9 protein-coding genes are annotated in these 12,748 nt (G+C 72.2%); 6 read left to right on the plus strand and 3 right to left on the minus strand.

The window, feature by feature from the left end; genetic code table 11:
* The first annotated feature begins 4 nt into the window (after window positions 1–4).
* Genes nuoL through nuoN form a run of 3 tightly spaced genes read left to right on the plus strand, consistent with a single transcriptional unit; the run spans window position 5 to window position 5,199 of the window.
* Window positions 5–1,888: an NADH-quinone oxidoreductase subunit L gene (gene nuoL / locus SL103_RS01900; RefSeq protein ID WP_069567024.1), complete on the plus strand. Its 1,884-nt coding sequence runs from the start codon at window positions 5–7 to the stop codon at window positions 1,886–1,888.
* A gap of 3 nt (window positions 1,889–1,891) precedes the next feature.
* Entirely contained in the window at window positions 1,892–3,550 is a 1,659-nt protein-coding gene (locus tag SL103_RS01905; protein WP_069567025.1) for an NADH-quinone oxidoreductase subunit M, read from the plus strand.
* On the plus strand, window positions 3,547–5,199 hold the full coding sequence (gene nuoN / locus SL103_RS01910; RefSeq protein ID WP_069567026.1) for an NADH-quinone oxidoreductase subunit NuoN: 1,653 nt from the start codon (window positions 3,547–3,549) through the stop codon (window positions 5,197–5,199). The genes SL103_RS01905 and nuoN overlap by 4 nt, the downstream gene beginning before the upstream one ends.
* Window positions 5,200–5,453: 254 nt before the next feature.
* Here nuoN and SL103_RS01915 read toward each other — a convergent pair whose 3' ends face one another.
* From SL103_RS01915 to fahA, 3 genes are all read right to left on the minus strand, one after another.
* The gene (locus tag SL103_RS01915; RefSeq protein WP_069567027.1) at window positions 5,454–5,939 is read right to left on the minus strand and encodes a hypothetical protein; all 486 of its coding nucleotides are present in this window, start codon (window positions 5,937–5,939) and stop codon (window positions 5,454–5,456) included.
* A gap of 499 nt (window positions 5,940–6,438) precedes the next feature.
* Window positions 6,439–7,083, minus strand: coding sequence for a GOLPH3/VPS74 family protein (locus SL103_RS01920; protein WP_069567028.1), 645 nt, complete (start codon window positions 7,081–7,083; stop codon window positions 6,439–6,441).
* Complete coding sequence (fahA, locus tag SL103_RS01925) at window positions 7,080–8,306, minus strand: fumarylacetoacetase (protein ID WP_069567029.1); 1,227 nt, start codon at window positions 8,304–8,306, stop codon at window positions 7,080–7,082. Before fahA ends, SL103_RS01920 begins: the two co-directional genes overlap by 4 nt.
* Window positions 8,307–8,802: 496 nt before the next feature.
* On the opposite strand from fahA, the gene SL103_RS01930 reads away from it, so the two are divergent.
* The 3 genes from SL103_RS01930 (at window position 8,803) to SL103_RS01940 (ending at window position 12,651) form a co-directional block, all read left to right on the plus strand.
* Entirely contained in the window at window positions 8,803–10,080 is a 1,278-nt protein-coding gene (locus SL103_RS01930; protein WP_069567030.1) for an ATP-grasp domain-containing protein, read from the plus strand.
* Window positions 10,077–11,279, plus strand: coding sequence for an FAD-dependent oxidoreductase (locus SL103_RS01935; RefSeq protein ID WP_069567031.1), 1,203 nt, complete (start codon window positions 10,077–10,079; stop codon window positions 11,277–11,279). The genes SL103_RS01930 and SL103_RS01935 overlap by 4 nt, the downstream gene beginning before the upstream one ends.
* A gap of 358 nt (window positions 11,280–11,637) precedes the next feature.
* A complete protein-coding gene (locus SL103_RS01940; protein WP_069567032.1) occupies window positions 11,638–12,651 on the plus strand; it encodes a polyprenyl synthetase family protein in 1,014 nt (337 codons plus the stop codon).
* Window positions 12,652–12,748: the final 97 nt, after the last annotated feature.

Below are 12,748 nucleotides of genomic sequence, written 5' to 3' on the forward strand. Positions count from 1 at the left end.
CAAAGTGGAGAACTTGATCGCGCTGCTCGTCGCGGCACCGCTGGTCGGTGCGGCCCTGCTGTTGTGCGGCGGCAAACGACTCGACCGCACCGGCCACTGGATCGGCACCCTCCTCGCGGTGGCGTCGTTCGCCGTCGGAGTGGCGCTCTTCGCCGACATGCTCGGCAGGAGCGCCGAGCACCGGGCGATGCACCAGCACCTGTACACCTGGATCCCGGTCGGCGGCTTCCGCGCCGACGTGGCCTTCCAGCTCGACCAGCTGTCGATGACCTTCGTCCTGCTGATCACCGGTGTCGGATCGCTGATCCACATCTACTCGATCGGCTACATGGAGCACGACGAGCGGCGCCGCCGCTTCTTCGGCTACCTCAACCTCTTCCTCGCGGCGATGCTGCTGCTCGTCCTCGCCGACAACTACCTCCTGCTGTACGTCGGCTGGGAGGGCGTCGGCCTCGCCTCGTACCTCCTCATCGGGTTCTGGCAGCACAAGCCCAGCGCGGCCACCGCCGCCAAGAAGGCGTTCCTGGTCAACCGCGTCGGCGACATGGGCCTGTCCATCGCGATCATGTTGATGTTCACGACGTTCGGGACGTTCGCCTTCGGCCCGGTGCTCGCCGCCACCGGCGACACCTCCGAGGGCAAGCTGACCGCCATCGGCCTGATGCTGCTGCTGGCCGCCTGCGGCAAGTCCGCCCAGGTGCCGCTGCAGTCCTGGCTCGGTGACGCGATGGAGGGCCCGACCCCGGTCTCCGCCCTCATCCACGCCGCCACCATGGTCACCGCCGGCGTCTACCTCATCACCCGCTCCGGAGCCGTCTTCAACGCCGCACCGGACGCCCAGCTCGCGGTCGTCGTGGTCGGCGCGGTCACGCTCCTCTACGGTGCCGTCGTCGGTTGCGCCAAGGACGACATCAAGAAGGCGCTGGCCGGCTCGACGATGTCGCAGATCGGCTACATGGTCCTGGCCGCCGGCCTCGGCCCGATCGGCTACGCCTTCGCGATCATGCACCTCGTCACCCACGGCTTCTTCAAGGCGGGCCTCTTCCTCGGCGCCGGTTCCGTGATGCACGGGATGAACGACGAGGTCGACATGCGCAAGTACGGCGGCCTGCGCACGTACATGCCGGTCACGTTCCTCACCTTCGGCCTCGGCTATCTGGCGATCATCGGGTTCCCCGGCCTCTCCGGCTTCTTCTCCAAGGACAAGATCATCGAGGCGGCGTTCGCCAAGGGCGGCACCGAGGGCTGGATCCTCGGCGGCGCGGCCCTCCTCGGCGCCGCGGTCACCGCGTTCTACATGACCCGGGTGATGCTGATGACCTTCTTCGGCGAAAAACGCTGGGACCCGAAGGAGACCCACCCGCACGAGTCGCCGAAGGTCATGACGCTCCCGATGATCGTGCTGGCCGTCGGATCCGTCTTCGCGGGCGGCCTGTTCAGCATCAACGAGAGCTTCGTGACCTGGCTGGAGCCGGTCACCTCGTTCGCCCACGGGCACTCCCCGGTCAGCGCCACCACCGTCACCGCCTCGACCGTCGTCGTGCTGCTCCTCGGCGTCGGCACCGCCTGGCTGATGTACGGCCGCAAACCCGTCCCGGCGCTCGCCCCGCGCGGTTCGCTGCTCACCCGCGCCGCCCGACGCGACCTCCTCCAGGACGACTTCAACGACCTCGTCTTCGTCCGCGGCGGCACCCACCTCACGACCACGCTCGTCCAGCTCGACCGCTCCCTGGTGGACGGCGCGGTCAACGGCACGGCGGCGTCCATGGGCGGACTCTCCGGCCTGCTGCGCCGGTTGCAGACCGGCTTCGTCCGCTCGTACGCGGTCCAGATGCTGGGCGGGGCCGCCGTTCTCGTCGCCGCGACCCTGCTGATGAGGGGTGTCTGAGCCATGTCGTTTCCCCTGCTGACGGCGACGGCCGTGGTACCGGCGGTCGGCGCGATCGCCACCGCCGCGCTGCCCGCCGCCAAGCGCACCGCCGCCAAATGGCTCGCGCTGCTCTTCTCGCTGATCACCTTCGTACTGGCCCTGGTCGTCGCCTTCCGCTTCGACCCCGGCGCCGGTGCCCCGTACCAGCTCACCGAATCCCACGCCTGGATCCGGGACTTCGGAGTCCGCTACGAACTCGGCGTGGACGGCATCGCGGTCGCCCTGATCGCGCTCACCACCCTGCTGATCCCCTTCATCATCCTGGCGGGCTGGCACGACGCCGACCCCCTCGAAGAGGCCACCCCCAACCGCCGCTGGCGGCCCACCCAGGGCTTCTTCGCCCTGATCCTGGCCGTCGAGGCGATGGTGGTGCTCTCCTTCGAAGCCACCGACGTCTTCCTCTTCTACATCTTCTTCGAAGCCATGCTGATCCCGATGTACTTCCTCATCGGCGGCTTCGGGGACCGTGCGGGACGGGGCGGCGAGGAGGAGGCCGCGGGCCGCCGCTCGTACGCCGCGGTGAAGTTCCTGCTCTACAACCTCGCCGGCGGCCTGATCATGCTCGCCGCGGTGATCGGGCTGTACGCGGTCACCGCCGACCAGCTCGGCACCGGCACCTTCTCGCTGCAGCAGATCGTCGAGGCGCGCACCGCCGGCACGCTGAACATCGGCACCGGCACCGAACGGCTGCTCTTCCTCGGCTTCTTCTTCGCCTTCGCGGTGAAGGCGCCGCTGTGGCCGCTGCACACCTGGCTGCCCGGCGCCATGGGCGAGTCGACCTCACCGGTCGCCGTACTCATCACCGCGGTCGTCGACAAGGTCGGCACGTTCGCGATGCTCCGCTTCTGCCTCCAGCTCTTCCCGGAGGCCAGCAGCTGGGCCACCCCCGTCATCCTCGTCCTCGCGCTGATCAGCATCGTCTACGGCGCGCTGCTCGCGGTCGCCCAGCGGGACATCAAGCGTCTGATCGCGTACGCCTCGATCTCCCACTTCGGCTTCATCATCTTGGGCATCTTCGCCATGACGTCCCAGGGCCAGGGCGGCGCCACGCTCTACATGGTCAACCACGGCATCTCGACCGCCGCGCTGATGCTGGTGGCGGGCTTCCTGATCAGCCGCCGCGGCTCGCGGCTGATCGCGGACTACGGCGGCGTCCAGAAGGTCGCCCCGGTCCTCGCCGGCACGTTCCTCATCGGCGGTCTGGCCACCCTGTCGCTGCCCGGCCTGGCGCCGTTCGTCAGCGAATTCCTGGTCCTGGTCGGCACGTTCACCCGCTACCCGGTGATCGGCATCATCGCCACCCTCGGCATCGTCCTCGCCGCGCTCTACGTCCTCGTCCTCTACCAGCGGACGATGACCGGCCCGGTGAAGGCCGAGGTGACGAACATGCCCGACCTCAGGGTGCGGGAACTGGTCGTGGTGGCGCCGCTGATCGCGCTGCTGCTCTTCCTCGGGGTCTACCCGAAGCCGCTCACCGACCTCGTCAACCCGGCGGTCCAGCACACCCTGTCCGTCGTCGACAAGAAGGACCCCAAGCCCACTGTGCAGGTGAACGCCGTACCCGGTGAAGGCCGGCACGGCCACGCCGCGAACGATCAAGACGTGGAGGCCGCGAAGTGAGTTCCGTGGCAAGTGTCCACAGCCTGTGGACAGTGGCGGCCGGGGCGCCGGGCAAGATCCCCGGGCCGCACATCGAGTACGCCCAGCTGTCACCGACGCTGATCGTCCTCGGCGCGGCCGTGGCCGGCGTCCTGATCGAGGCTTTCGTGCCGCGCGCCGCCCGCTACTACTCCCAGCTGCTGCTGTCGCTGGTGGCGCTGGCCGCCGCGTTCGCCGCGGTGATCGGCCTGGCGGCCGGTGGCTTCGGCTCGTCCAAGGCACACATCGCCGCGATGGGCGCGATCGCCGTCGACGGGCCCGCGCTCTTCCTGCAGGGCACGATCCTGCTGGTCTCCCTGATCGCCGTCTTCACCTTCGCCGAGCGGCGGCTCGACCCGGCGGCGCACGGCAAGCGGGTGGACTCCTTCGCGGCCGAGCCCGCCGCCGTCCCCGGCGGAGCGGCCGAACAAGCCGCGGTGAAGGCCGGTTTCACCACCACCGAGGTCTTCCCGATCCTGCTCTTCGCGGTCGGCGGCATGCTGGTCTTTCCCGCGGCCAACGACCTGCTGACGCTGTTCGTCGCCCTGGAGGTCTTCTCCCTCCCGCTGTACATCCTGTGCGCACTCGCCCGCCGCCAGCGGCTGCTCTCGCAGGAGGCCGCGGTCAAGTACTTCCTCCTCGGTGCCTTCTCCTCCGCCTTCCTCCTGTTCGGCGTCGCCCTGCTGTACGGCTACGCCGGGACCGTGACGTACGCCGGGATCGCCGAGGTGGTCTCGGACGGCGCCAAGCAGATCGATCCGGCGCTGGCCGGCACGATGGGCAATGACGCGCTGCTGCTGATCGGCGGGGCGCTGGTGCTGATGGGGCTGCTGTTCAAGGTCGGTGCGGTCCCGTTCCACATGTGGACCCCGGACGTCTACCAAGGCGCCCCCACCCCGGTCACCGGCTTCATGGCGGCGGCCACCAAGGTCGCTGCGTTCGGCGCGCTGCTGCGGCTGCTGTACGTCGTCCTGCCGGGCCTGCGCTGGGACTGGCGGCCGGTGATGTGGGGCGTCGCGATCATCACCATGCTGGGCGGCGCCATCGTCGCCATCACCCAGACCGACATCAAGCGTCTGCTGGCGTACTCCTCCATCGCCCACGCCGGATTCATCCTCGCCGGTGTCATCGCCACCAGCGAGGACGGCGTCTCCTCGGTGCTCTTCTACCTGGGCGCCTACTCCTTCGTGACGCTCGGCGCCTTCGCCGTCGTCACCCTGGTGCGGGACGCGGGCGGCGAGGCCACCCAGCTGTCCAAGTGGGCCGGACTCGGCAGGCGTTCGCCCCTGGTGGCCGCGGTCTTCGCGGTGTTCCTGCTGGCGTTCGCCGGCATTCCGCTGACCTCCGGTTTCGCCGGAAAGTTCGCGGTCTTCAAGGCGGCCGCGCAGAGCGGTGCGGGCTGGCTGGTCGTGGTCGGTGTCATCTCGTCCGCCATCGCCGCGTTCTTCTACATCCGCGTGATCGTCCTGATGTTCTTCAACGAGCCCAAGGCGGACGGCCCGACCGTCGCGGTGCCCAGCCCGCTGACGACCACCGCCATCGCCGTCGGCGTCACGGCCACGCTCGTCCTCGGCCTGGCGCCGCAGTACTTCCTCGATCTCGCCGGCCAGGCCGGCGTCTTCGTGCGCTGAGCACCCGCAGCGCGGCACGGCAACGGCCGCCGTCCGGAACCCTCGGGGGGTTCCGGACGGCGGCCGTTCGCTGTGCCGGGGGCCGACGATCGCCGCCGGCCTCCGGACGGCCTCCGGCCCCTGACGGTCTACTGCGCGGTGACCGTCTCCGGTGCGGTGGTGACCGTCTCCGGTGTGTTGACCGTCTCCCGCGCGTTGACGGGTCCGGTGTGTTGACGGATTCGGTGCGTTGACGGGTCCGGTCCGGCTGGTGGTCAGCTCTTGGGCATGCCGCTCGGCAGCTCGGGCATGTCGGGGATCTTCACGCTGCCGTCGCTCGACTTGGTGTACTTCTCCGTGGGCCCGTTCTTCCAGTCGACCGTGAGGGTCTTGCCGTCCGAGCCGGGCTTGAGGGTGCCCATGGTGCGGGTGGTGTCCCCGTCCGTGCACTTGAGAGCGGCCATGGTCATCCCGGCCATCGACTGGACCTTGCCGAGGCAGGCCGACTTGTGACCGTTGCTGAACGCGACGGTGCCCTTGGTGATCACCAGGATCAGCGGACTGCTGCTGGAGCCGCCCTTCCAGGCACCCTCCATCGCGTTGGGGCTCGCGGGCTTGTCGGCACCCCCCGGAGTCGACGGCGCGGCCTCCGGCGTCTTGCTCGGCTTGCTGTCGCTGCTGGTGTCGCCGCTGCTTCCGCAACCGCTGAGCAGCATGGCGGCGACGACTGCCGCCCCGGCGAACTGTGCTGCCTTGCGCACGTGCGTCTCCTCCGTTGTGGGACAGGGAGACGTGAGGCTAGCAAGCGCCCCCGCCTCCTCCACTCCCTCACCCGAATTGCGGCAGCGCCGGTACGGACTTGGTGTGGGCCTGTGACGCAACAAGGGTGCGAACCGGGCAAAGGGGAGGTTAGGGGGTGTGCGGGTGGGGCGTGGGGGGCGAGGGGGGCGCGGGGGCGCAGTGGTCCCTTCACCTTCTTCGGGCTTCCCCCCCCGCCCCCGCCCCTCCCACCCCCACCCCTCACCACCCGCCACAGACCACAGACCACAGGCCCCACGGACCGCGGTCTCGCGGACCGCAGGCTCATAGCCCGTGGGTCACAGCCCCACCCCGGCCACCGGCCCCGCCCGTCGCCCCAACCCGATCACCGGCCCCCAACCACCACCCCCAACTCGATCACCGAAGCCGCGCCCCCCGCGTCCACTCCCACCACCGAAGCCGCGCCCGCCGCCCCCAGCCGTGCCCCGGCGCTCGCGGGGGTTAGGAGCCCGCTGCTGCGCTTTTGTCGTGTTGTACGGCGCGGTAGGCGGCGTAGGCGGTCCACTCCTCTCTCGCGAGGCGTCTCAGGTCGCGGCGGAGCGGGCGGAAGCCGCCGCCGGGCAGGAGCTTGGTGTCCAGGTCTGTCGCCGAGGTGTACGCGGCCAGCAGCCGGGCGCGCCGGTCGGGGAGGTGGGCGTCGACCGCCGCTTTGAAGCGGGCGCGGGCCGGGCCGGTCAGGTCCACCGCGCCGGCCGGGAATCGCTCGTACGGGAAGAGGCCCAGGGCGCGTCGGGTCTCTCGGCGCAGCGCGCCGCGTTCCTCCAGGCGGCGCAGGCACAGCTCCTGGACACGACGGCCGGAGCCGCGTACCCAGCGGTGGGCCTTGAGGCCCCGGCCGCCCTTGGCCGGGGCGGGCAGCGCCGCCAGGGCGCCGTCGAGTATCGGGTCGCCCAGGGGCAGCGGGTTGGTCACCGTGATCCGGTCGCCGTGCTCGGTGGCGATCCGGCCGGCCGCCTCCAGATCCGCCAGGGCGGCGCCCGCGAGCCCGTACCAGAGGTACTTCGGGAGGGTCAGCGGACGGCCGCGGACCGGATCGTGGGCGAGGAGGAACAGCTCCTCGGGGAGGGTGAGCGGGGCGTCGGTCATGGCGTCTCGTGGCCCGGGACGGCGGGAGCGGGCAGGATGCGGCCGGTGACCTCGCCCAGGCCGATCCGGACCCCGGCGGGGCCCGGTGCCCAGGCGGTGAGCGTGACCTCGTCGCCGTCCTGGAGGTAGGGGCCCTTGCCCTCGGTGAGTTCGAGCAGGCAGCCGAGCTGGTCCGGGTCGGGCCCGGAGACCGTGCCGGAGGCGAAGAGGTCGCCGGTGCGCAGGGAGGCGCCGTTGACGGTCATGTGGGCCAGTTGCTGGGCGGCCGTCCAGTACATGGCGGAGAACGGCGGCCGGGAGACGACCGCGTCGTTGACGCGCACCTCGATGTGGATGTCGATGCCGCCCGGCTCCAGGGCCGCGTCGTCGAGGTACGGCAGCAGCGGGACGTCGCGGGCCGGCGGCGCCGTACGGGCCTCGTCGAGGGCGTCGAGCGGGGTGATCCACGCGGAGACGGAGGTGGCGAAGGATTTGCCGAGGAACGGGCCGAGCGGCACGTACTCCCACGCCTGGATGTCTCGGGCGGACCAGTCGTTGACGAGACAGACGCCGAAGACGTGGTCGCGGAAGGAGTCGAGTCCGACGGGCTCGTGGAGCGCGGAGGGCGCGCCGACGACGAAGCCGACCTCGGCCTCGATGTCGAGGCGGGTGGAGGGGCCGAAGGTCGGTGCCTCGTCGGCAGGGGTCTTGCGCTGGCCGTTGGGCCGCACCACGGGGGTGCCGGTGGCGACGACGGTGCCCGCCCGGCCGTGGTAACCGATCGGCAGATGCTTCCAGTTGGGAGGCAGCGCCGCGCCGTTCGGGCGGAAGATGCGGCCGACGTTGGTGGCGTGGTGCTCGCTGGAGTAGAAGTCGACGTAGTCGGCGACCTCGAAGGGGAGGTGCAGGGTCACCTCGTCGAGCGGGTGGAGCAGCGGCGCCACTTCGTCGCGGTGGGCGGGGTCGGTGACGGCGCTGTGGACGGCCGCGCGGATCTGCTGCCATACCGGCCGGCCGGCGGCGAGCAGGGGGTTGAGGGTCGGTCCGGCGAGCAGTTCGGCGTGCGGGTGGATGGCGGCGGGCAGGGCGCTGGGCAGGGCACTCAGATCGAGCACGTGGCTGCCGTAGCGGACGCCCACCCGGCGCTGGTCGGGCACGTCGGTGGTACTGAAGACGCCGTAGGGAAGGTTGTGCGGGCCGAAGGGGTCGCCTTCCGCCAGCTCGAACGGGCTCTGCTCGGGCATGGACAGCTCCTCGCGTTCTTCGTCGCCGGTGACCGGCCGGACCGGCCGGGGCCTGGTGAAACCCCGGGCGGGCGGCTCGTTGATCAGAGTACGGCCGGGCGCGGCGCGGAGAAGTGCCCTGTGGATAACTTGCGCCACGTGGTCGGGTCGGGTGGCGGAACGGTGGCGGGAGAGCGCCCGGCGCCGAGGCGATGGGGCGCCCGGGAAGCGGTCGGGCCCAGGGCCGGGAGCCCGTGGGCGAGTTGAGTCGCTGCCGGTGGCTCGTGCTCGTCCGTGATCTTGAGGTGTCGGCGGGGCGCGGGCGTCGTGCGCGCGTAGGGACGGTGCGGGAGAGCGCGCCGTCACGTACGCCCCAAGTCTCGGTAATGTCCGGAAAAGCCTTGCTGGAGCGTGCAATTCGGGCCTAGCTTCCTTTCCTGGCACGGGCCGGGGAGGACTGTTCCGCCGGGGTCCGCCGGGGTCTGTGGAGGTCCGCTGGGTTCCGTTGGGGGGACACGTGGCGCGCAGGGGCACACGGCTCGCGGTCGACCGGACGGTTCCGGGGCTGATCCTCAAGATCGGGGCCTACCCCCTGCACCACGGCGGCGTGGGGGCGATCCGCAGCCTGGGGCGGCTCGGTGTGCCCATGTACGCCGTCACGGAGGACCGGTTCACGCCCGCGGCGGTGTCCCGCTACCTCAGCGGCCGTTTCGTCTGGCCGACCACCGGGCGCGAGGAACCGGAGCGGCTGGTCGCCGGGCTGCTGCGGATCGGCCGCCGGATCGGCCGGCCGACGGTCCTGATACCCACCGACGAAGAGGCCGCCGTACTGGTCGCCGAGCACGCCGAAGCGCTCGCCGGAGCGTTTCTCTTCCCGCAGGTGCCGCCCGGCCTGCCGCGCCGGCTGGCCAGCAAGCAGGGCCTGCACGCGCTGTGCGCCGAACACGGCGTGCCCTCGCCGGCCGCCGCCTTCCCCGCCTCGTACGCGGACGTGGAGGCGTTCGCCCGCCGGGCACGCTTCCCGGTGGTGGCCAAGAACCGCGAGGCGTTCGTACGGCGCACCCGGCCCGCGGTGGCCGGTACGACCCGGATCGGAGGCCCGGGCCAACTGCTCGATCTGGCACGGGACTGGGGACCACGGCCGGGCGTGATCCTTCAGGAATACCTGCCCCGCGAGCAGGCCGAGGACTGGATCGTGCACGCCTGCTTCGCGCCGGGTGGCGCGCCGCTGGCGCTGTTCACCGGCGTCAAGGTGCGCTCGTGGCCGCCGCACGCCGGCATGACCGCCTGCGCGTTCGTCGTCGACAACCCCGGACTCGCGCAGCGCACCGCGCGGTTCGCCGCGCGGATCGGCTTCGCCGGGATCGCCGACCTGGACTGGCGGTTCGACCGGCGCGACGGCCAGTACAAGCTGCTCGACTTCAACCCGCGGATGGGCGCGCAGTTCCGGCTCTTCGAGAACGCCGCCGGCGTCGACGTGCTGCGCGCCCTCCACCTGGACCTCACCGGCCGCGCCGTCCCCGGGGGCGCCCAGCCGGCCGGGCACCGCTTCGTGGTCGAGAACGTCGACCTGCCCGCGCTGTTCGCCTACCGCGGCGGCCGGCGCACCCCGCACACGCCGGTGCGGGCCACCGGCACCGAGCTGGCCTGGTTCGCCGGCGACGACCCGCTGCCGTTCCTCGCCATGCTCGCGCGGTCCGTCGGGCCGGGCGCGAGACACCTGAGGGAGCTGCGCCGGGCGGGCCGCCGGGCGCGTACCGAGGCACCACCGAGGCAAGGGGAGGGACCGAAGTGAGCACTCCGGTAGCGGTCATCGGGGCCGGCCCGTACGGCCTGTCGACGGCGGCGCACCTGCGGGCGGGCGGCCTGCCGGTGCGGGTCTTCGGCCGGCCGATGGTGAGCTGGCAGGAGCAGATGCCCGCCGGCATGCTGCTCAAGTCGACGCCGGCTGCCTCCAGCCTCCACACCCCACAGGGCGGGCACACCCTCGCCGACTACTGCACGGCCTCGGGGGAGGGCCCGTACGCCTCGGACCGGGACCTGGTGCCCGTCGAGACGTTCGTCCGGTACGGGCAGTGGGTGCAGCAGCGGCTGGTGCCGGAGCTGGAGCAGGTCCGGGTGGTCTCGGTGGACCGGAGGGCCGGCGGCTTCGAGCTGAAGCTGGACAGCGGCGAGCAGTTCGGGGCGCGGGCGGTGGTCGTGGCCACCGGGCTGAGCGGGCTGGCGCATCTGCCGCCGGAACTGGCCGCGGCGGTTCCCGACGGCCCGTCCGCCACCGGCCCCGTCTCGCACAGTTCGCAGCACCACGACCTGTCGGCGCTGGCCGGCCGGGAGGTGGTCGTCGTCGGCGCCGGGCAGTCGGCGCTGGAGAGCGCGGTACTGCTGGCCGAGGCGGGGGCGGCCGCGGTACGGGTGGTGACGCGCGGTCCGGCCGCGGTGGCCTTCGGCGCGCCGCCGGACCGCCAGCCGCGGCTGCGGCCGCCCTCGCCGTTCGGCAACGCCTGGTCGTTGTACGCGCTGACGCACCACGCCGGCGCCTTCCGGTACCTGCCGGCTCCGCTGCGGCGCCAACTGGTGCGGAGGGTGCTCGGCCCGCTGGGCGCGTGGTGGCTGCGGGACCGCTTCGTGGGCCGCGTCCAGGTCACGCAGGGCCGGCGGATCGTACGGGCGAAGGTGCGCGACGGCCGCCCCGTACTGGCGCTGCGCGGCGCCGACGGGCAGGGCGGGGAGCTGTCCGCCGACCACGTCCTGGCCGCGACCGGCTACCGGATGGACCTGGCGGCGATGGACTTCCTGGGGCAGGGGCTGCGCACCGGGGTCGTGACGCGGGCCGGCGGGCCCCTGTTGGACGCCGGCTTCGGCTCGTCCGTACCGGGGCTGTACTTCACGGGCCTGCCGGCGGCCGCCTCGTTCGGGCCGGTGATGCGCTTCGTGTGCGGCACGGCGTTCGCCTCGCCGCGGCTGGCCCGGGCGGTGGCGCGGCGACACGGCTGACCGGCGGGGCGCCCGGCGCGCGGCCCGACGCCGCCGTCCGGCGGTGGCCGGCAACGGGCCGCGCGGTCAGGATGGCGTGACAACGAGGGGGCCGGCGTGGGTATCCGGCCTCCGGGGCGCCGCCGTGACTCGTGGGGCGCCCGGGGGCCCGGGCCGCCTCCGGCGCTCCCGTTCCGCGGCGTCAAACCGCGGTACGAGGTGACGCGGACGGTGCGGGGCCGGGGCCCGCAGCGCTTCCCGGGCGGTTCGGGGGGCAGGCGCTCACGGTGATCGAACTGCGACCGGATACGCTGGCCAATGGTGGAGACAGCGACAGATCGACATTCAGTTTGATCGTCAGCAGACAGGAGTACCCCTCGTGACCGTCGTCGGGCCCTTCGGGCTGAGCGTGCGGGACCAGGCTCTTGAGGCCGATGTCCAGGCCGGGTTGGCGGCTGTCGAGGAGGGCCTGCTGGAGGCCACCAAGAGCGACGTGCCGTTCATCACCGAAGCCGCGCAGCACCTCGTGCGCGCGGGCGGCAAGCGGTTCCGGCCGCTGCTGGTGATGCTGGCCGCCCAGTTCGGTGACCCCTACACCCCGGGCGTGGTGCCCTCCGCCGTCGTCGTGGAGCTGACGCATCTGGCGACGCTCTATCACGACGACGTGATGGACGAGGCCGACGTGCGCCGCGGGGTGGCCAGCGCCAACGCCCGCTGGGGCAACTCCGTCGCGGTGCTGACCGGCGACTTCCTCTTCGCCCGCGCCTCGCACATCCTCGCCGACCTCGGGCCCGAGGCGGTCCGGATCCAGGCCGAGGCGTTCGAGCGCCTGGTGACCGGCCAGATCCTGGAGACCGCGGGACCGCGCGACGGCCGCGACCCCATCGACCACTATCTGGACGTCCTCGCCGGCAAGACCGGTTCGCTGGTCGCCGTGGCCTGCCGCTTCGGCGCCATGATGTCGGGCGCCGAGGAGTCGACGGCCAACATCCTCACCCAGTACGGCGAGCGGCTGGGCACCGCCTTCCAGCTGGCCGACGACGTGCTGGACATCGCCAGCGACTCGCACGAGTCGGGCAAGACCCCCGGCACCGACCTGCGCGAGGGCATCCCCACCCTGCCGGTGCTGCGGCTGCGGGCCCACGCCGAGAGCGAGGCCGGCACCCCCGAGGACCGCGCGCTGTGCGAGCTGCTGGCCGGCGATCTGACCGACGACGCGCGGCACGCCGAGGCACTGACCCTGCTGCGTGCCCACCCGGCGCTCGAAGAGGCCCGCCGCGACACCGTGCGCTACGCGGAGGAGGCGCGGGCGACGCTGGCGCCGCTGCCGTCGTGCACGGCCAAGTCGGCCCTGGAGGGCCTCTGCGACGCGGTGGTCCACCGGGCCGGATGAGGCGGGCGGGCCGCGCCCTCAGGGTTCGCCGGCCCGTCCCCTAGGGAGCCGTCAGACTCCTGTGGTACCTGCTCCGCCTTGAGGTGACCCGGCGTCA

The sequence above is a fragment of the Streptomyces lydicus genome (genome assembly GCF_001729485.1).
GTDB lineage: Bacteria > Actinomycetota > Actinomycetes > Streptomycetales > Streptomycetaceae > Streptomyces > Streptomyces lydicus_D.

What these genes read in the sequence shown, in the direction of transcription:
- fahA (WP_069567029.1), bottom strand. Translation starts at nt 8,306, where the DNA reads ATGCCCGAGCAGAGCCCGTTCGAGCTGGCGGAAGGCGACCCCTTCGGC.
- SL103_RS01920 (WP_069567028.1), bottom strand. Translation starts at nt 7,083, where the DNA reads ATGACCGACGCCCCGCTCACCCTCCCCGAGGAGCTGTTCCTCCTCGCC.
- SL103_RS01905 (WP_069567025.1), top strand. Translation starts at nt 1,892, where the DNA reads ATGTCGTTTCCCCTGCTGACGGCGACGGCCGTGGTACCGGCGGTCGGC.